Annotated in this window: 18 protein-coding genes; 1 reads left to right on the plus strand and 17 read right to left on the minus strand. The window is 42.1% G+C overall.

Annotated features, from left to right (window positions below; translation table 11 throughout):
• The first annotated feature begins 300 nt into the window (after positions 1 to 300).
• Positions 301 to 1,179 (plus strand): helix-turn-helix domain-containing protein, encoded by an 879-nt coding sequence (locus tag BY457_RS04295; protein ID WP_106152083.1) that lies wholly within the window; start codon positions 301 to 303, stop codon positions 1,177 to 1,179.
• A gap of 287 nt (positions 1,180 to 1,466) precedes the next feature.
• Here BY457_RS04295 and BY457_RS04300 read toward each other — a convergent pair whose 3' ends face one another.
• The 17 genes from BY457_RS04300 to BY457_RS04380 form a co-directional block, all read right to left on the minus strand.
• The gene (locus tag BY457_RS04300) at positions 1,467 to 1,922 is read right to left on the minus strand and encodes a hypothetical protein (RefSeq protein WP_106152084.1); all 456 of its coding nucleotides are present in this window, start codon (positions 1,920 to 1,922) and stop codon (positions 1,467 to 1,469) included.
• Positions 1,923 to 1,979: 57 nt separating this feature from the next.
• Positions 1,980 to 2,900: a hypothetical protein gene (locus BY457_RS04305; RefSeq protein ID WP_106152085.1), complete on the minus strand. Its 921-nt coding sequence runs from the start codon at positions 2,898 to 2,900 to the stop codon at positions 1,980 to 1,982.
• 69 nt (positions 2,901 to 2,969) lie between these two features.
• Positions 2,970 to 6,041 carry an ATP-binding cassette domain-containing protein gene (locus BY457_RS04310; RefSeq protein ID WP_181256365.1) on the minus strand — a complete coding sequence of 1,024 codons (3,072 nt, stop codon included), beginning with the start codon at positions 6,039 to 6,041 and terminating at the stop codon, positions 2,970 to 2,972.
• A gap of 36 nt (positions 6,042 to 6,077) precedes the next feature.
• On the minus strand, positions 6,078 to 6,458 hold the full coding sequence (locus BY457_RS04315) for a DUF1987 domain-containing protein (protein ID WP_010662135.1): 381 nt from the start codon (positions 6,456 to 6,458) through the stop codon (positions 6,078 to 6,080).
• Positions 6,459 to 6,469: 11 nt separating this feature from the next.
• Positions 6,470 to 7,045 carry a SiaB family protein kinase gene (locus BY457_RS04320; protein WP_106152086.1) on the minus strand — a complete coding sequence of 192 codons (576 nt, stop codon included), beginning with the start codon at positions 7,043 to 7,045 and terminating at the stop codon, positions 6,470 to 6,472.
• A gap of 32 nt (positions 7,046 to 7,077) precedes the next feature.
• Complete coding sequence (locus BY457_RS04325; RefSeq protein ID WP_106152087.1) at positions 7,078 to 9,693, minus strand: PAS domain S-box protein; 2,616 nt, start codon at positions 9,691 to 9,693, stop codon at positions 7,078 to 7,080.
• 51 nt (positions 9,694 to 9,744) lie between these two features.
• Entirely contained in the window at positions 9,745 to 10,518 is a 774-nt protein-coding gene (locus BY457_RS04330; protein WP_106152088.1) for a GAF domain-containing protein, read from the minus strand.
• 10 nt (positions 10,519 to 10,528) lie between these two features.
• The gene (locus tag BY457_RS04335) at positions 10,529 to 11,107 is read right to left on the minus strand and encodes a chemotaxis protein CheB (protein ID WP_106152188.1); all 579 of its coding nucleotides are present in this window, start codon (positions 11,105 to 11,107) and stop codon (positions 10,529 to 10,531) included.
• 4 nt (positions 11,108 to 11,111) lie between these two features.
• Positions 11,112 to 11,933, minus strand: coding sequence for a CheR family methyltransferase (locus tag BY457_RS04340; protein WP_106152089.1), 822 nt, complete (start codon positions 11,931 to 11,933; stop codon positions 11,112 to 11,114).
• A gap of 17 nt (positions 11,934 to 11,950) precedes the next feature.
• Positions 11,951 to 12,781, minus strand: coding sequence for a CheR family methyltransferase (locus tag BY457_RS04345; protein ID WP_106152090.1), 831 nt, complete (start codon positions 12,779 to 12,781; stop codon positions 11,951 to 11,953).
• A gap of 29 nt (positions 12,782 to 12,810) precedes the next feature.
• Positions 12,811 to 14,691, minus strand: coding sequence for a PAS domain S-box protein (locus BY457_RS04350; RefSeq protein ID WP_106152091.1), 1,881 nt, complete (start codon positions 14,689 to 14,691; stop codon positions 12,811 to 12,813).
• 111 nt (positions 14,692 to 14,802) lie between these two features.
• A complete protein-coding gene (locus BY457_RS04355) occupies positions 14,803 to 15,882 on the minus strand; it encodes a protein-glutamate methylesterase/protein-glutamine glutaminase (RefSeq protein ID WP_106152092.1) in 1,080 nt (359 codons plus the stop codon).
• A gap of 21 nt (positions 15,883 to 15,903) precedes the next feature.
• Positions 15,904 to 16,374: a chemotaxis protein CheD gene (locus BY457_RS04360; protein WP_106152093.1), complete on the minus strand. Its 471-nt coding sequence runs from the start codon at positions 16,372 to 16,374 to the stop codon at positions 15,904 to 15,906.
• Positions 16,375 to 16,385: 11 nt separating this feature from the next.
• A complete protein-coding gene (locus BY457_RS04365; protein ID WP_025006685.1) occupies positions 16,386 to 17,285 on the minus strand; it encodes a sensor histidine kinase in 900 nt (299 codons plus the stop codon).
• Positions 17,286 to 17,427: 142 nt separating this feature from the next.
• The gene (locus BY457_RS04370; protein WP_106152094.1) at positions 17,428 to 18,294 is read right to left on the minus strand and encodes a CheR family methyltransferase; all 867 of its coding nucleotides are present in this window, start codon (positions 18,292 to 18,294) and stop codon (positions 17,428 to 17,430) included.
• Positions 18,295 to 18,309: 15 nt separating this feature from the next.
• Positions 18,310 to 18,783 (minus strand): chemotaxis protein CheW, encoded by a 474-nt coding sequence (locus tag BY457_RS04375; protein ID WP_106152095.1) that lies wholly within the window; start codon positions 18,781 to 18,783, stop codon positions 18,310 to 18,312.
• A gap of 44 nt (positions 18,784 to 18,827) precedes the next feature.
• The gene (locus tag BY457_RS04380) at positions 18,828 to 19,277 is read right to left on the minus strand and encodes a chemotaxis protein CheW (RefSeq protein ID WP_106152096.1); all 450 of its coding nucleotides are present in this window, start codon (positions 19,275 to 19,277) and stop codon (positions 18,828 to 18,830) included.
• Positions 19,278 to 19,284 lie beyond the last annotated feature (7 nt).

Here is a 19,284-nt window from a genome sequence, read left to right on the forward strand (position 1 = left end):
AATTTATGAGAGTGTGCTCCTAACTACAAGCTTGATTTTCTGTGATTTAAGAGATCGAATTCTTCAAAAAAATTTTCTTAAAACACCCCCTTACTAATACTTTCCACTCATTTTTATATACTATTTTAAACTTTTTAAGAGGAAATATCAACTCAATCTTACTTTGCAGGAATGTCATGCTAAAGTCACTCACTGGTTATCAGGAATTAATGAATTCAATTTTTAATAATTCCACACAACACCCTTGTACTATATTATCTCTTTCGCTACTTTTGCATTACAAAATTTCAACTTACAGCCATGAGAAATCAGATACACAGAGAAATTACCCCTTTACAGGAAGATGATTGTTTTCTGGTTTTCGACAGGGAGCGCGACCTTTTCACTTTCCCCATTCATTTTCACCCGGAATATGAGATTAACTTCATCGCCAAAGCAAAAGGAGCCAGAAGAGTAGTTGGCGACCACATAGGAGAAATTACTGATATGGAACTGGTAATGGTGGGACCGAACCTGTATCATGGCTGGGAGAATTACAAAAACATCAGTGATCATATGCATCATGAGATCACCATTCAATTTCCGAGAGACCTGTTTCAGGAACATCTGCTGCAGAAGAACATCCTGAAACCAATAAGAGAGATGATGCAAAATGCCAACCGTGGAATTCTATTTTCGGAACAAACCACGGAAATGGCCTCGGAAAGGTTAATGGAGATCAGCAAAAAAAGAGGCTTTGACTCTTACATGGAATTTCAATCACTGCTATACGACCTTGCCATCTCCAGAGATCAGCGATTGCTGACAAATATCTCATTCCAGAAAACAAGCGATTTTTTCAACAGCGACCGAATTGAGAAAATATACAATTACGTACGCGAGAATTACAACAAAAGGATAATGCTGGAAGACGCAGCAGGACTTCTGAATATGTCCATCGTCTCTTTCAGCCGCCTTATCAAACAACGAACAGGAAAGTCTTTTGTCGATTTTGTAAATGAAATAAGGCTGGGTTATGCAACAAGAATGCTCATTGAAACCAACAAAAGCGTATCAGAAATCTGTTACGAATGCGGATTCAACAACATTTCAAACTTCAACCGAACCTTTAAGAAAAAACAAAATTGCACCCCATCAGAATTCAGAACCAATTTCAACGGGGTGAAGAATGTTTTTTAACCCGGACTTTCGGGTTAGTAGTGCACAATTTCGAATTAAAACACAATCAGAAAAAGAAGGCCAAAAACAATAATAGCCTGTGCTAGCAGAATACGCTGAGGCAAATCGAATGAATAACTCTTTTTTAAAGACATAATGAATGGTTTTTTAATGGGTTTAATAACATAGGGTTACCATAACACTATACTGAAGACGAAAAAAACCGGAAAAGGTTGCATTCTCATGTATAAAAAAACACCATCAAAAATTCTGATGGTGTTTTTTTATAAGAGTTTCTTGCGTTAGTATCAGAATCCTCCCTCTCCTGCAGCAAACTGCTTTTGCAGGGAAAGGACAGCTCTTGCACATCCTTCATTACCCTCGGGGAAAGAAAAAACAAGGCTGTAAACTTTGGTAGATCGGCACACAAATCCAAAAGCACTATACATCTTACCCTGGGCTTTGTTACTTACAAGCAATTTATCGCCGTCGTACAGCTGCATGTGAACCTTCTCAGAATTGGCTCCGCCATTCACCACATTAAATTTGTACTGGCTGCGACTGTTCAGGATAACAGAATATTTTACGGTTCCGCTTTCACCGCCTTTGTCATTTTTCAAATCAACAATAAAGTCTTTGATATATTGTCCGTCTCCCATTTGAGCCAGGGCATCCTTCAAAAGCGCCTCATGATTGCACTGAGCATTAGCACCGGAAAACCCAACGCCCACCAAAAGAAGAAGTGTAAATATTAATTTTCTCATCGTTCAAAATTTTAATCGTACTGTAAAAAGGAATGATACAAAGATGCTGATACAGCCTTATTTAACAATATCAGTACGAATTTCCTTAATTTTATCAATTATTGTGCCAAGCGTTTCGGGTGAAATTTCCACATGACTTACCTCGTCCTGAACGATAATAAGCATTCCATCTTGTTCAATGGTCTTAGGTTCACCAACTTCCTTGGTTATTTTCACCTGTTTGTACAGCGCTTTAAGTTCAGACAAATGATCAATCAGCATTTTGAAGCTGCTGTTTTGCTCATAATTCTGAAGAATGATGTAAAGAATGTCCACAATCTCCTTCTGCTCACCCAGACGATTGATCAGCTCTTCATCATTGGTATTCTCAATGACATTGGCGGCAATATATAAACCTTCAACCCAGGCTCCTGCAATTACCAGGGCGCTGACATTGCTCCGGTTCTGCTGACGCAAATATGAGTCCATCTGGTTAAAACTTGAGACAGACATCTGCATCAGTGAATCCAGATTGCTGGAGTTGGTAGCCATCCTTTTCAAAGATTCAAAATCGAAAAACTGTCCAACCCTGATTCCATCGGCCAGATTTTTAACTGCCAGGAGATACGAGACAACAATGTTACTTTTGTCATATGAGTTGATGTATCCCAAATCGGCACTAAAAACACCAAGGTTCAATGCTCTTTTAAAGCTGGTGCTGTAATCCGATATATTCTCAGGATTGTTAAGTATTTGTTGCGAGAAATCCACCCCGGTGGACTTAATGAGGTTGGCCATCTCCACAGGTGAGGAAATGTTCTGAATTACATCTCCAATAATTTCCTCAGAAAGCTTCAATGGCGCCTCCCCGGTAATTGAATCGGGTAATGCAAGCTCATCATCCTGTTGAGCACTTTTCTTTTCTGAATTTCCGGCACATGAGTACAAAAAGCTGCCACCGGTCAATATTAACAGAGCAAAAATCAGATTCCTAATCATAACTTATAGATTTATTTTTCCTAATTTCTTAATTATGGTTCTTATACTGCAATGATAATAAAAAAGTTACTAAGATTTCTTTCTTTTCCATTTTATATTGCCTGCAAAATTCAGTCCTTTTTTTAACAAATCAAAATAAAGCACCACATATAAAAAGGCGGTAATGATCCACACAACTGCAATATTGAACCAAAGTGTCTCATAATAATGGCCCATAAAATGCTTGGAAGGAGCAAAAAAATGTGTTCTGAAATCCAACGCCCCGCTCGGTTCCGGCTTCTGATAAATGGGATCAACCATCTGAATCAAATGATTGTCCTCTCTCAAAATCTTATTTTTATCGAAAACCTTTCTCACAATGTCGTTGATACTTTCGTTAAAGTAATCATTCTTAATCCGCTCAAATTTCTCACGATTGGCTGATATGTTGGCAGTGAGAAATTCTTCCTTAATGGTGTTTGCCTTGTAAAACTCATTCTGGTAATAGGCCAGCAACTGATCCAGAAACTTATTGATGTCGGCAGCCATTTCCGCAGAAAAATTCTCGGGCGTTATGGGTTCAAACTCATCAAAAGATATACCGGCAACACGCTCCACCTCAAGGGAAATTTCATTGGCAATCAACTCCACGTTGCTGACATATTCCTTACGGGTGATATTTGAATCTCCTTCGGCATAACGAACCGATTCGGAAATGATATCTCTCAATTCAGGAATGTAATAAACCTGTTTAAAGTCGGCAGCACTCTCTTTCCGCTCAACCTCAAAAATATTCTTCTTAAAATTATTATTCTTGTACTGATGCACCATCAGACCTTCATAAACCCAGCGGGAGGGCATAAATTCAGCAATGGCAGGCACCACATCGGGGCTGGTAAAATCTTTATTCAGTTTATCAAAAGTAAACATGGCACCGCCCAGCACCATTTGAGGAATCATCAACAAGGGGATTAGAATATAAATGGTGATGATGGAGTTAAATGAGGCAGAAATAATCAACCCCAGAATATTGGCAAAAGCAGAGACAGAGAACAATGCCAGCCAAAATTCAAAGTACATATCTTTAATCCCCAGAACCGTATTGGCAACACCTACAAACAATACCATCTGAATAGCAGAGATGGTAAAAAGAATCAGAATCTTGGATACAAGGTAACTGGACCGGCTAAGATTCAGAAAGGCTTCCCGTTTCAAAATCTTTGCATCCTTAAAGATCTCCTCGGCACTGATAATTAAACCAAAGAACAATGCCACCACAATCCCCATAAAGATATAGGGCGGGATGTTCTCATTTTCCCTGAAAATATACAGGCTGGAGGTGGGATCAGCAATATACCTCACCAGGTAAGCCAGGATAAAGCCCAATAAGGGGGCCTCCAGCAGGTTTAACGAGATGTATTGGGTATTACTGATTTTAGAGAAAAAGTCGCGAAGTGTATAAATCTTAAACTGATTGAACCACGACGGAATATTAAGACTCTTAGGCGGGGTGTCATTCACCTGACTGACAGACGGAATGGGAATTTTCTCCTGAAAATGACCATGCCATTCTTCGGGCGACACTTTCCGCTTATCGGTATAATTTCCATACTCATCGATCACATTGGAATCAATGATGTTGAAAATAAGTTCAGGGTTGAGGTTACCACAGGTAGGGCACTCTCCCACATCACTGTTGATCTGAGCATCGAGTCGCTTAAAATATATCAGTGATTCACTCGGGTTTCCGTAATAAACAGGGTATCCGCCTGTATCAAGAATATACATCTTATCGAACATCTTGTAGATGTCGGATGACGGCTGGTGAATCACCACAAAGATCAACTTCCCTTTGAGTGACAACTCCCGCAGAAGATTCATCACATTTTCCGAGTCGCGCGAAGACAAACCGGACGTAGGCTCATCAACAAAGAGCACACCCGGTTCGCGGATGAGCTCCAACGCAATATTCAGTCGTTTTCGCTGCCCACCACTGATCATCTTATTGAGCGGTGAGCCCACTTTCAGCAAACGACGTTCATAAAGCCCCAGACTTTTAAGCGTATCGTTAACCAGCTGATTGATTTCCTCCTCATTCTTATCCTTGAAGCAGAGTTTGGCGTTGTAATAGAGATTCTCAAAAACAGTTAGCTCTTCAATCAGAAGGTCATCCTGTGGAATAACACCTATAACTCCTTCCAATGCCTCCTTGTCGTGGTGAAGGTCGTGTCCGTTAATGAGCACCTGCCCTTTGGTAGGCGTTTCGATGCCTGAAAGCACGTTGAGCAATGTGGTCTTACCCGCACCACTGGCCCCCATCACACCAATGAGTTTCCCCTGCTCTTCAGCAATCTGGATGTTGCGAAGACCGATATCTCCCGATTTAAACTGAAACTCCACATCTTTGACTTCATACGTAATACGCGGAGAGTCGGCATCGGTAAGAAAATGCCCCACAACATCAGTAAAGTAGATGGGTTTTCCCTTTGGCACGCGAATAAAGCTACCATTGGGGAAAAGATATATACGACGTGTGTTGATCACCAGGCCGTTCAGGAAAATCTCCTGATCACCTGTGTAACGCATAAAATAGAGATCGGCACTCTTAACCCGAAGAATAATGATGGAACCGTCAAGACCCGGAGCATGAATAAATCCGCCTTTTTCAAGACCAGGATTTTCATCCCTGACCATCATCAGCTCTTCAAAATCGAGACTCCCGGGCTCATTTTTAATCACGAAATTCTCGATGTGCGAAATCTCGTTTCTCGGCAGTTTAAATACATCGGCCACCGTATTGATGATAGCCATGCGTTGCTCGGTAAACTTATGATCAGCATTAACCAGCTCGTACAGACGAACCAACACAACGACCTTTTGTTCCCGGTTAAGCTGTTTATTGATCTTCTTACAGATTCCCAGAATCCTGACCGAGTCTTTCATTGAGGTAAGGCGAACCTTTCCCTCCTCCTCGTCTTTACCCCCTTTTTGATCGGTGGAATGTTTCAGAAAAAGCGCATAATACTCTTCCACAGCTTCAGCATTCAGCTGTTGCTCCAGAAACACTCTTACATACTCTGTTTCATTAGATTCAGCTCCTCCATCCTGTTTGGCAATCAATCCAAACAGTTGCATTAGGGCTTTTAGAATTTCTTCACTCATCGATCAGTATTAAAAGGTGGGTTGGCAAACTGTCAATTAATCGGTGTAAAGCACGTAATCGAATGGGATTTCCACGATGTCTGAATACTCCTCACCGGCCTCCAGCATATCTTCTTCGTCTTCGTGGTAATGCCATTTAATAACTACCTCTTTCCCGTTCTCCACAATCTCTTCAAATTTCAAAAGAATATCCAGAATCACTTTTGAAGAAGCGGTATTAAAGTACTCCAGCTTGAAGTTAAACTCGGTATGATCGTTGGGATCTTCAGAGTATTGGTCAATCCAGTCAAGGATAGGCTCGTAAAACATGTTTACGTCCTCGGGCAATGATCGGCCTGAAATTTCAAATTGACCACTTGCTTTGTCCAAAATAACGTTAGGGGTATCGTCGGTTCCCTGAATGTTTATCACGTCCATATTATATCTTTTTATCTGTTTCTGTTAATGGTAGAAGTAAGGATGAAGAAAGAGACCTCTTCGTTGAGCTCCTTAAACTGATAGGATAATTTACTGCCTGTTTTCTTGGCAATATCAATCAGTCCCAGGCCGGCACCACCCTTTTCGGAAATTTTACTCTCCACAATCTGTTGTTTGTAGAGAGATGACAAACCTGCTTTGTCCAGGCTGTTGATGTGTTCAAGACTCTCTTTAAGTCCGGGAATTTTAGCATTCCTGATCACATTTCCTGTGATGATTTTATAGCTCTCTTCTCCCCGGCTGACCATCACAATACCACGGCGCTCATCCTCATCGTCCTCAGAAAGTGTGTCGGCATGTTTGCTGATGTTTTGTAAACATTCAACCATTACATTGAACACCTTTCTTTGAACCTGGTTCGATTCCTCCGATTTGGCCATATTCCTTTCGGTAAGAGAAGTAAAGGTTTTGGTTATGTCCTGTGTTACTTCTCCTTCATAAACCAGGTTAATCTCATTTGTTTTCATCGTTTTGTACAACTGGTATGCAAAATCCAGAAAACGATGGCTTTCAATTTCTCTGCTCATAGCGTATGAAGTCTTTAAAAGTGTAAAGATAATTACAATTCAATTCCTATCAATAAAACATCGTCAACTTGTTTCTCCTCGCCCATCCATTCATAAAACACTTTGGGGAAATAACGCCCATAGTGCGCCATTGTATAACTGGCATCCATGGTCAGGGCTTCCCTCATCCTGCGTGGCTGAAACTTCTTCCGGTCGGGACCTCCAAGCTGATCAGGCAGACCATCAGAAAAGATAAATATCTTGTCTCCTTCCTGATAATCTATCACATGATTCTCAAATTCTTTTTCTTTCTTACGGGGCAACGGTGCTCCGCCAATCCCCTTGCGTGTTCCCTGGTACTCAAGCAATTCTCCTTCTCTAACCAGAAATAGAGGTCGGTGCGCTCCGCAATAATCCAGGATATTCTTATCCTTTTCAACCTTACAGAATGCAATATCCATTCCGTCACGCCCGTTAGACCCTTCCTGATCCTGTTTCAATGCTTTACGTACTTCCTGATGAAGTTGTTCCATTATTTCGGCCGATGACAGATGCGGATCGGCACTTACAATATTATTCAGAAGGAAATAACCGATAAACGAAAGCAAGGCTCCCGGCACTCCGTGTCCGGTACAGTCAACCGCGGCCACGTAAAGGATACCGTCTTTTTCGAGGAACCATGGGAAGTCGCCACTAACCACATCCTTGGGCCGGTAAAAAATAAATGACCGGGGGAAATAATTCTGCAAATAATTGGTATCGGGAAGTAGCGAGCTCTGTATCCTTTGCGCGTAATTGATACTGTCCGAAATCTTTTTGTTTTTGTCTTTGATGTCAGCTTCAATTTTCTTGAACTCTGTCATATCATGCGACACAAACAAAACGGACTCCAGGTCTCCTTCATCATTGAGCTCTGGAATACCCTTTATCTCCATAATTCGTTCATTACCAGCCACCTCAATCTTTACTTCGGATATAATAGTATCCTGCTCAGACTTAATGGCTTCCAGGGTCTCCTCCACATACTCAACAAACCGGGTATCCAGTTCCAGCTCACTAACACGTTTCTTAACAATATCGTTGGCAGAAATCTGCACAAATTCGGCAACCGCAGGGTTCACATAAACCAGTTTACCCATCATATTCACGCGCATAATCATATCGGGACTATTTTCCGACAAACTCTGCATACGTGATTTCATCTGCTCTTCCTTCTCAGCACGCTTCCGCTCGGTGATGTCCTGGGTATTAAAAATAATTCCTTTAATGGCAGGATCGTGCAACAGGTTCTTCCCTTTGGTTTCCAGGAACAGTTTCTCACCGTTCTTTCTCAGATAAGTATATTGAGCTGTTTGTTCTCCACCGGGAGTTTCCAGCAGATACTGGAACAAATTATTTATAGTACGGTAACCACGTGGTGTCAGGAGATCGGGATCCATACCATTTACCTCATCATCATCGTCATATCCAAGGATGCGTTTCACAGAAGGGCTTTCAAAAACCAGCTCCTGATTTTCGTTGTAAATGGAAATAAATTCAGAGGCATTGGTCAACAAAGCTTCCAATCGTTTTTGGGCATGCGCCACCTCCTGAACCTGAGTTTCCAGCATCTGATTAGACTTCTCAAGTTCTTCCTGAGTCTCAAGCATCTCCCGGGCATTCTCCCTCAACTGCTCTTCATTTTCCTGAAGTGTTTTGGTAAGACTTTGTGACTCCTCAAGTAATTTTTCAGTGCGGGAGGTAATCTTCAGGTTATAGATGGTTTGACCAATAGTGGCTGCAACCTCCTCGGCATAAGAAAGATGCTTTTTTCCCAGATGATCCTTCATGAAGGCAATTTCCACCACACCTTGCAGCTCTTCCTCCTGCAAAAGTGGAAGAATCAGCAGTGCTCTGGGCTTTTGTTCTCCGATGATACCCGAGGTAACTGACCAGAAATCATCAGGAATCTCGGTACGATAAATGATCTGCTTCTCATAAGCAGCAGCACCTACAAGTCCTTTCCCAATCTTAAACTCATCATATTCGTAACGGCGGCGATTGTAGGCATGCATGGCACTTCTCTTCAACAAATCACCCTCCTTCAGATAAAATGCTCCCTGAATGCCTCCCATATAATCGATCAATGCCTTCAACACGTCAGGAGTAAGTTCGGTAAGCGCATGATGCGTACGCAACAAATCCGACATTTGCTCCTTTCCCTTGGAAATATAATTCTCCTCATCTTCGCGCAAGCGCGCGGTGCGAAGATTTTTCCCCAACTCCAGAAGCACCGATGAAAGTTGATCCTCACGGTTATCTTCTTCAGAAACCTCCCCGCTGTCTCTCAGCTTCCCGGCAAGTTCCGTATTATGATCTATTTGTTTTTTAAGATTATGTATTTCATTTCGGTAAGAAGCCGTATGAATGTTGATATAGTTACGCACAAACAACACGGCAAGCGGCACAGCAACAATTAACAAATCAACAATCCACACAAGCCACCACGTGTGGAGGTAGAGTATATTGCTAAAGCTGAAAGGCCGATTCTGGATCGATAAAAAGCCGCCCCAGGCCAGAAGTAAAAACAGAAAAATAAAAACAAGCAGATACAACTGATCTCTGACGGATAAAACTCCCGTAAAAAACCACTTTCTGACTGTTTTCTGTATTTGTTTGTAAACTCCCATTCTCTTTGTTTCTGCGCAACGCGATTTATAAACCGGTTATCGTTTTATGAATCATAGAACTTCCTGTTCAACCAACTTTTTCATTACCTGTGGCCACAACTCTTTTACTTCACTTTTTCTGAAGGTGAGCAATTCAACCAGGCCAATGCATTTTTCTTCCTGCATCACGGGTAGCAGATACAGGAAATAACTTTCACTCTTCCCGAGGGCTGTCTCCACTTCGAAATAGCTCTCCGGTATCTCCTCAACCATTGTTGGCACACCGTCTGCAACGGCCTGTCCATGAAGCCCGTCCCCGGCAATAAATCCATCAACCGTAACCTCTTCCGACAGTCCGTAAGTTGCTTCTACGTTAAATATCCCCTTCGGTTCCTCTTTTTTATAGAGAATTACTGCCATTCCGTGAAACAACTCACCCAAAGTATATAACAATCGATGTCTATCACCAGCCTCATCTCCTATGCGGGAAAGCTTTTGCAGAATCTTTTCCTGATAGGTGGCAAAGCGTGCAGCCTCATTTTCTTTCTCCTCAAAAGCAGAAACAATTTCCTGAAGATTGTCAATCTTCCGGCTCATCTGTCTCCTGTCTTCTTCAAATTGATCTTTCTGAACCTCATTCAAAGTCCTTAACTGTTGATTATTTTTATCACTGACATAAAATGCAGCCAGGAAAAAGACAAAAGACAAAAACTCAACCAGGTAAAAAAGAGTACCCGGGTTCTGATCCAAAAAAATATTTTTGAGCAGCGACAACCCAAAAGCAATTCCACCCAGTAGGAAGAGATACTTCTGAAAAGAATGATGACTAAACTTTATTCTGCTCATAAACAAACTTTTAATCGACAAGACTGTTTAAAACCTTTACAATCTCATCGGGTGTTAATACCTGATCCGGTTCAAACAGCTTCAGGGCTGACTGTGGCATCGTCTCTACATCACAGGTTGTCGGATCCTGAACAATGGTATAACCTTTCTTATCTTTAATACTTTTCAACCCTTTGGCGCCATCCTTATTTGCTCCAGTAAGAATAATTCCGAGCGTTTTCTCCCTGAAAGAATAAGCTGCGGAAGAATAAGCAAAATCAATCGCCGGCCTGCTATGATTATAAACCTCTTCGGTGGACAACGAGATGGTACTGTCAAACTCCACAAACAGGTGATAATTAGATGGAGCCAACATGGCCACTCCGGGTTTCAGTTTCTCCTTATCAAAAGGTTCAACCACCGGAATTCTGGATTTAAGATTTAAGCCTTCCACCAATCCGGACCTCACATGTTTCAACCGGTGCAGACACAAAACCAACGGCACGGGAAACCCCGGATCCAGTTGCGACAGAATTTTCGATACCACAGAAAAACTGCCGGCCGAACCTCCTATAACCACAACTTTAAATTTCCGATCGGATAACTCCATGCTGTTATTCATTTTTTACGCCCGGTTTTCTGTAAAGACTCTCTTTGTCATCCACAACCGCCAGGTAATCTTTAAGGCTGCCGGAAATACTCTCCTTCACTCCAATGGCTAAAAAACCACCGGGCCTGATATGTTCCACAATTTCTTTAAATAACTCTTCGTGCCTGCCATAAGAATAATTGATCCCCGAATTCCGGAAAACAATAAAATCAAACAACTCTCCCTCTTCTGCTATCCCTGCAGCTTTTGTCCGAAACCGGCAATTCTTCAGCAAGGACCTTTTAAAAGTTAGTTCTCCGTTTTCGTTGGTAAAATAATCTTCAAACCGATCACTCTCCTCCAAACGTTTATAATTACTGTGATTCAACTCACCATTGCGTGAATCAAATACTCCCAGGGATATTTCGCTACACAATTTCTCCGATGGATGCTGACAGACAATGTCCACCGAATCAAGAAGATTGCTCTCTTTAAGCAAAACCAAAAACGAAAACAGTTCTTCACCCGAAGGAGTATCAGGAAACCAAACGGAAAAGCGCTCTCCCAGGGCAGGAAAAATATTGTGACGAACGGATCTCCAGAATCCCGGATCGCGAAACATCTCAGTGACCTTTACTGCCATGTGGTACTTCACTTCCTCACGGAATTCGCTTTCACTCAAACGTTCCTTAAAAGTGACCAGCTTCCTTACCTTCAGTTTCTCAAAAACATAGGTAAGTCTCCTTTTCAGGAATGAGAAGGACAATCCGGAATAATCCATATCCGGATATTGTGCCATCTCCGCGGTGACCATTTTTAAATCATTAATCCCTAATGTAACCCCCATGTAAAAACATGTTTTGTTCAATATCGCAAATGAAACACATTGCTCTTCTTGTAAACAGGCCCCTGCCGGTCAAACTTGGTTTTAAAAAACCCACTCAATCCCTCATGGGCCCCCAGTATAAGTATTCCGTTATTGTATAATCCCTCGTGGAATCGCTGAACAATGCGATTCTGAAGTTTTACATTAAAATATATCAACACATTGCGGCAAAAAACCACATCCACTTTATTGTAAAAAGGCACATCATTCTTTACCAGATCGTGCCTGATAAACTTAATCTTCTCCTTCAAAAAAGGTTTTACACCAATCCTGTCTTGTTGCTCATCAACATCGAAATATTTCAGAAACCTGGTATTATCTCCCGTTTTATCGTCAAAAACACTATTAAAATTCTCAATACACCCCCGGTCAATCTGGTTCTGATAAACTCCCTTTTTTGCAACCTCCAGCGCATTTCGGCTGATATCTGTGGCAAAAACACGTACTTTGTCCAACAATTTCAGCTCATTAAACAAAATAAGAAGAGAATAAACCTCCTGCCCTGTGGAACAGCCGGCATGCCAGATATTGATAAAATTATTTGCGGCAAGGGAAGGCAAATGCTTTTCATAAAGATACTTCCAGACAGCCGGATCTCTGAATAACTCGGTGGTGTTCACAGTTATGGCCTCTACAACCTGCTCCACAAACTCCTTATCCCTACGGGTCCTTTCACTAAGTTGCTCCAGAGTCAACTCCTGATCCCGCATCACTTTATCAATTCTTCTGTAAATGGAGTTGTCTGAGTAATCCGAAAAGTCGTAAGGAGAGTGCTCCTTAAGCACCCGGAGATATTCTTTATATGTCATTACACCACAACTGTTCAACCCTACATTTTTTAAAAGAGTTCTACCTCCACATTCTGAATAAACGCAGTATAAGAATGATCATCACCCACTTCTGCGTCCGACAGAAGGAATAATACCGGAACCTCTTCCCCGTATTTATTCAGAATCGGCACCTCTTTTCGTTCACCGATTACTTTACTTCCATTGGAGTTAACAAAGGCCGATACGAATGGGTCATTTTTGGTGGCATCCTTGGAAAACAGTTTGGAAACATGCTCTCCCAGAACTTCCTCCCGGTTGTATCCCCAAAGTTTCTCGGCAGCAGCATTGAAAAACTCCAGCATACCCTCCTTATTGGTGGTAATAATGGCATCCAGTGCCCCCTCAAGGGTCTTTTCATTCCTGATCTTTACTGCCTCAATCTCTTTAAAGTGCCCTTTCACTTCATTTCGCGCCTCTTCGAGCATTACACCCAACTCATCTTTCGACCGTTTGAGTGCTTCTTCCATCTGCACCTGTTCGGTAACATCATTCTCAAGACTCAGAATTTTCATAATCTCACCGTCGTTATCCACCACAGGGGAGTAGGTGGTCAGCAGATAGATCTCCTCTCCAAGTTTGGTACGCCGCCGTACTCTTCCACGGAAGTTTTGTCCTTCCTGAAGCTGAGCCAGTATTTTATCAAGTTCACCCACATCCTCCTTAAAGAAGAAAATTCTCAGATTCTGATCCTCAATTTCTTCAGGACGATATTTGAAAGTACTCAGGAAGTTATGGTTTACAGAAATCAATGTTCCATCGGTTTCAAATTCACAACTGATGGCGGCATGATCTATGGCATCCAGAATACCCTGCATTTCCAGAGCCTGACGTTCGCTCTCCTCCTGGGTTGCTTTCATCTCTTCGAGGTTCTGACGAAGTTCCTCTTCCTGCTGGGCCATTTTCTCTGCCTGAATCTGCGTCTCTTTGAGCAGTTTGTTGGTTTTCATATTGGTCTTGACCGTCGAGATGGTCAGCGCAATACTCTCCCCAAGTTTCTCCACAAATTCAATTTCGAACTGCTCAAAAGCATGGAAGGATGCAAGCTCGATGACCCCGTAAATCTCTTCATTGGCTTTCAGAGGCACCAACATAACAGCTTTGGGGGTAGCTTCACCGAGACCGGAAGTTATATTCACATAATCTTCAGGAACATCAGTCATGTAAATGGTGCTCTTTTCAAGGGCGCACCGTCCCACAAGACCTTCACCCCAACCAATAATTTTATCGGCGAATTTTTTCCGCTCGTAAGCAACACAAGCAGTCATTTCAAAATATTTCTCGTCGCCATTGGAAGGTTGATTCAACAAAAAGACACCACCCTGATTAATCTTCATGTAATTGACCAGATAGTGAATAATATTGTATGACAGTTCCTCCAGATTGTCGTTGTTCTTACGCAGCAACTCGGCAAATTGTGCCAACCCCTGTGTTACCCAGGTACGCTGCTCCTCTTCGAGGCGGCGTTGTTCCTGGTCCCGTTTGTTCTGAACCATAAACTCCCTCAACTTAATGAGGGCTTTGGTCAGCGCATCTCTTTTCTGATTATCGGGCAAGGATTCTTCCAGGTTTCCCTGCCTCAGATTATCGATAAAGCCCAGAACCATTTTTGTTTTCCCGGCTTCCCGCTTAATACGTTTGTTTTGTTTACGGATGGAACGAACAAAAACATTGGCCACCTGATAACCAACAATGGCAAAAATGAAGGGAAACAACAACACCACCCAAAGACCGGGCATGAGTGCCAGAAGAGTCTGTAATCCCCCACCGTATTGCCGCACAACTTCAGCATCAAAGCTTAACAGAATAACAATAGCAGCCAAAATAAGCCCCAGCGCAAAGCCCCGAAGCGAATAATTTGATAATATACGTTTATAGTCGGTCTTCTTCATCTGATAAAAATTATTTTCAGGCAACCTCAGTTAGTAGAGATATTAACGAACCATAAGTAAAAAGGTTATAGTACAACCAATGTTTCTCTATTCTAAAGCGGTTAAGGCAGGTCAAATAAAATTCTTCAAAAGATAGGGTGCCATTTGATCAATGGGCAATACCTCTTTTGCTGCCCCCAGCTTAATGGCTTCGCGCGGCATACCAAAAACGACCGAAGAGGCTTCGTCCTGAGCTATAGTAGAAGCTCCGGCCTCCTTCATTTCCAAAAGACCTTTAGCTCCGTCGTTCCCCATACCGGTAAGCAGAATACCCATGGCATTTTGTCCTGCATAGCGTGCGGCTGAGCGGAACAAAACATCTACCGAAGGTCTGTGCCTGTTTACCAGGGGTCCTTCCCGTACCTCTACGGTGTATTCTTTCCCCGTTCTTTTCAACAACATGTGCTTGTTTCCGGGAGCAATCAGAACGCGTCCCTGATAGAGACGGTCTCCGTTTTCCGCCTCCTTCACTTCCAACTCACACAAGTTATTCAGGCTGTTGGCAAAAGAGCGGGTGAACCCTTCAGGCATGTGCTGAACAATCGCAATTCCGGGCATTTTGGCCGGCAAATTTTTAAGAAACGCTCTAATCGCCTCGGTTCCGCCGGTAGAGGCACCCAACGCTATAATTTTTTCTGTGCTGATAATTTTCTTATACGATGTGCTTTTTTGCAAAATGACATCAGCAGAGAATTTTGGTGCCACCCAGTCAACCTGGGGCGTATGGCTTATCTTAAGCCGTGTAAGTTTGGCCTGTGACGCTGCTTTCACAGCATCACACAGCAATATTTTGGACTCATTGATAAACTGAGCCGCATTCATGGCAGGTTTTCCGATGATTTCAGAAGCTCCGTATTCCAGAGCTTTCATTGCTGTTTCAGTCCCCTCGGTGGTAAGAGATGAAATAACCACTACAGGAATAGGATGCTGCGACATAATTTTGCGCAGGAACGTAAGTCCGTCCATTCGCGGCATTTCAATATCCAGGGTAATTACATCCGGGACCTCCTTCATTATTTTCTTAACCGCGATGAGAGGATCGGCAGCAGTGCCCATGACCTCTATATGCGGATCAGACTCCAGAATAGCAGAAAGACTCTGACGGACTACCGCCGAGTCATCCACAATAAGTACCCTGATATTCTTACTCATAGGACCAAATCAAAGAAAATATTATTGTGCCTTTTTATCCAAAAACTTATGTCGTACTTCACCGCTGTCAGTGAAGAAGAGTATTTTGCGTCCTTTCCGGCCTCCGGTACTGGATGCCACGACAGGAATTTTCTTCTCTTCTAAAATCAGCCTGGCCACCCTGATATTCCTTTCACCAATAAGCGTTCCGTTGGCCCCGCTTTCAATAAGCTCCCCACCGCCAAAAATCTTGGCTTTAAGGTTCTCTCTGCGTGCACCCAACTGGCCCATCTTCTCCAATAATTTATCAATGGCGATATTTCCGTATTTGGGAGATGCCAGGTCGTTACCGTTCCAGTTGGGCAGCATATAATGGTTAATGCCCCCTATCCGGGTAACCGGATCCCACAAACATATCGCCACACAGGAGCCAAGAATGGTCTTTACCACATACGGCTCTTTACTGGCAAATAAGGTGGATGGATATAAAAAATGTTGTGAATATTGCTCCATTAATAAAAACCTTAAAAAATCTCATCACCATCATCAAAAAAGATGTCATTACCTTCGCCACTAAAACCGTCAACAACATTCTTTGCTTCAGGCACATGAATGATGAAAGTGGACCCTTCACCTTTTTGGCTCTTAATATCAATCTCTCCTCCCAACACATCAAGCAGTGCTTTTGTTATGGACAATCCCAGTCCATGCCCCCGGTTGATAGAGTTGATGCCGGTATCGAGTCGCTTGAAACGCTCGAAAATGATTTTTTGGTTTTTATCAGAAATTCCTGTTCCAAAATCCTGAACTGAGAAGCTTAATTTTTCTTCGTCCGCCCAGACTTTGATAATTACTTTGCTATCTTTAAAACTATACTTAAGCGCGTTGTTCAAAAGGTTGCTGAGTATCAACTTGATTTTCTCGCTATCGGTTTTGAAATAGAAGTTCTTTCCAAAACCATACTCAATGTTCCATTCAAATTCAATCTGAATACCCATCTTACGGGCCACCAGGTTGAAGGCTTCGATGATGCTCTGAATAATTCCGCGAACATTAACCTTCGAAATATTGGGAACCACTTCTCCTGCTTCAATTTTTGCAGCAACAAAAATATTTCTCAACTGAAAGTCAAGGTTAAAAGCCTCACTATGAATAAGTGCAACCATGGAAACAACCTTTTTCCAATCGTTTTTCTCCACCGAAAGAATGGATTTGGACAACCCCAGGATGGATGTAAACGGGTTCACTATCTCATTGGAAATATTTGATATAAAGTGGCTTTTAAGGGCCTCCGACTCCCGTAGTTTATTGGTAACCTCCTGTAATTCACGAGTCAGCAGCTGAACTTCCTGTTCGAACTTCTTACGCTCGTTCATTTTTTCACGGATTTCCTTTAATAATTGTCTGTCAGTAATGTTTGTCATAATGCATTAATTATAGCGTCATCGTATTTTATTTTTTCCTATTCTGAATGAAATTCAACCTAAAGTGTTAAAAAGATTGAAAATCGGGCACAAATATATTGAAAATCATCAAATTCCATAATCTCCATCGTTGTCGTTTGCGCTACACCCGCTTAAAAATGGTTGGTTTAACATGTTCAAGCTGCACATCCATGCCGGATAACGATTCTGAATGGCCAATAAAAAAATAGCCGTCTGAACTGAGATGCCTGCACAAACGGTTAATAACCTTCTCCTGAGTTATCCTGTCAAAATAGATTAGTACATTTCTACAGAAAATCACATCAAAAGTTTCACTAATGTCATAAACAGAGTCCATAAGATTTAGGTATCTCAGCTTCAAATTGGCTTGAAGTTCGGGAACCACCCTTACCGTCGGATTCACTCTGTCTTTACTCCTTAAAAAGTATCTCCGTTTCAGATCGATGGGAACCATGTCTATCTTAGACTCTTTATAAACCCCACGCGCAGCTGTCTGCAGCATTTGGCTGGAAATATCGGTACCCAGAATTTCATATCTGAAACGCGGATTCGCCAATTTGAATTCATTCAGCGCAATGGCGATGGTGTAACCCTCTTCTCCACTGGATGAACCGGCACTCCAAACCTTAAAAGGCCGGCTGAAACCGGTAGATTCGGCAAATCCGGGAAGCACATGATCTCTGAGGAAAGCGAAATGAACCGGTTCCCTGTAGAAATCAGTTTTATTGGTAGTAACCACATTCAAAAAGTTCAAAAGCTCCCGTTCCTGACCCTCTTTACTAAAAAAATACTCTTTATATTCTGTATAGGAGTTCATTTTGAGTTCCCGGATTCTCTTGAGCAGACGCCCCTGCAGCATAATCCGTTTTACAGGAGGCATTTTTATGCCATATTCGGTAAAGATGTACTTGCTGAAAGCCTGAAAATCCTTCTCAGACAATTCTGCTTTAAAGCAATCAAATCCCTTATTTCCTGAATTACTCTCCACTCCCTGTTTTAAAAACTATTGCTCTTTGGCTGCTGCCAATATTTTATCCATTTCAATAACATCGTTCCGGGTAAAGACCTGATCCGGATCCAGTACAAAGACAAACGCTCCGTCTTTACTATATGTTCCGGACACATATCCCGGCTTATACTCCTGATGAATAGATTTTAACTCTCCCTCTTCCAGCTCCAGCACATCGGATACTGCATCAGCCATAACGGCCACCCGGTAATCATCCTCTTCACCCTCTTTTTGCAGATTCAGTATCACAATTACCGAATTTTGTGATGCCTCCACCGATCCAAGATTAAATTTCAGTCCGGTGTTAATCAAGGGAATCACTTCATCGCGGAATTCAATAAGGCCGGCAATAAAATCCACCTTTTGGGGCACTGGCTTTGGCTTTTCATATTCTCTGATTTCCATCACATGAGAAACATGAACAGCAAAGACCTCATCAACTACTTTAAATGTCAGATATGAATTCATTTAAATCTTTTTATAATTACAATACCGGTATCCGTTGACCATGTTTAAACTTCGGCGGCTACAACCAGTTCTTCAATATCGATGATATGAACAAACTGATTGTCCATAGAAAAAGTTCCGTGAAAATTCCGAAGCATACTTTCTTCCTTGTCTGCAACAGTCGGTTTTATTTCCAGACCGTCTGTTTCAACCACCTCCTTAACCATATCCACAATAAGGCCAAGACTACTGTCCTGCTGTTCTTCGGGGTTAATAACCACCACAGCGGAGTCATTGGTCAGTTCGGTGTTTGTAAACCCCATCATTAACCTTAAATCGACCACCGGAATGATATTTCCGTGAAGATTGAGCACTCCCACCATAAAATCAGGTGTATTAGGAACTTTTGTTATCTCGGGTACTTCAAGAATATGATTGACTCTCATTGCGTCAATGGCAAAAAACTCATCCTGAAGCTTAAAAGATAAAAGTGTACTATAGCTGTTTTCCGACATAATCACC

Source organism: Marinilabilia salmonicolor (assembly GCF_003003035.1).
In the GTDB taxonomy this organism is placed as follows: Bacteria; Bacteroidota; Bacteroidia; order Bacteroidales; family Marinilabiliaceae; genus Marinilabilia; species Marinilabilia salmonicolor_A.

Excerpts from the sequence above, each read along its gene's own strand:
- BY457_RS04295 (WP_106152083.1), top strand. The coding sequence starts at position 301 with ATGAGAAATCAGATACACAGAGAAATTACCCCTTTACAGGAAGATGAT.
- BY457_RS04300 (WP_106152084.1), bottom strand. The coding sequence starts at position 1,922 with ATGAGAAAATTAATATTTACACTTCTTCTTTTGGTGGGCGTTGGGTTT.
- BY457_RS04305 (WP_106152085.1), bottom strand. The coding sequence starts at position 2,900 with ATGATTAGGAATCTGATTTTTGCTCTGTTAATATTGACCGGTGGCAGC.
- BY457_RS04310 (WP_181256365.1), bottom strand. The coding sequence starts at position 6,041 with ATGAGTGAAGAAATTCTAAAAGCCCTAATGCAACTGTTTGGATTGATT.
- BY457_RS04315 (WP_010662135.1), bottom strand. The coding sequence starts at position 6,458 with ATGGACGTGATAAACATTCAGGGAACCGACGATACCCCTAACGTTATT.
- BY457_RS04320 (WP_106152086.1), bottom strand. The coding sequence starts at position 7,045 with ATGAGCAGAGAAATTGAAAGCCATCGTTTTCTGGATTTTGCATACCAG.
- BY457_RS04325 (WP_106152087.1), bottom strand. The coding sequence starts at position 9,693 with ATGGGAGTTTACAAACAAATACAGAAAACAGTCAGAAAGTGGTTTTTT.
- BY457_RS04330 (WP_106152088.1), bottom strand. The coding sequence starts at position 10,518 with ATGAGCAGAATAAAGTTTAGTCATCATTCTTTTCAGAAGTATCTCTTC.
- BY457_RS04335 (WP_106152188.1), bottom strand. The coding sequence starts at position 11,107 with ATGGAGTTATCCGATCGGAAATTTAAAGTTGTGGTTATAGGAGGTTCG.
- BY457_RS04340 (WP_106152089.1), bottom strand. The coding sequence starts at position 11,933 with ATGGGGGTTACATTAGGGATTAATGATTTAAAAATGGTCACCGCGGAG.
- BY457_RS04345 (WP_106152090.1), bottom strand. The coding sequence starts at position 12,781 with ATGACATATAAAGAATATCTCCGGGTGCTTAAGGAGCACTCTCCTTAC.
- BY457_RS04350 (WP_106152091.1), bottom strand. The coding sequence starts at position 14,691 with ATGAAGAAGACCGACTATAAACGTATATTATCAAATTATTCGCTTCGG.
- BY457_RS04355 (WP_106152092.1), bottom strand. The coding sequence starts at position 15,882 with ATGAGTAAGAATATCAGGGTACTTATTGTGGATGACTCGGCGGTAGTC.
- BY457_RS04360 (WP_106152093.1), bottom strand. The coding sequence starts at position 16,374 with ATGGAGCAATATTCACAACATTTTTTATATCCATCCACCTTATTTGCC.
- BY457_RS04365 (WP_025006685.1), bottom strand. The coding sequence starts at position 17,285 with ATGACAAACATTACTGACAGACAATTATTAAAGGAAATCCGTGAAAAA.
- BY457_RS04375 (WP_106152095.1), bottom strand. The coding sequence starts at position 18,783 with ATGAATTCATATCTGACATTTAAAGTAGTTGATGAGGTCTTTGCTGTT.
- BY457_RS04380 (WP_106152096.1), bottom strand. The coding sequence starts at position 19,277 with ATGTCGGAAAACAGCTATAGTACACTTTTATCTTTTAAGCTTCAGGAT.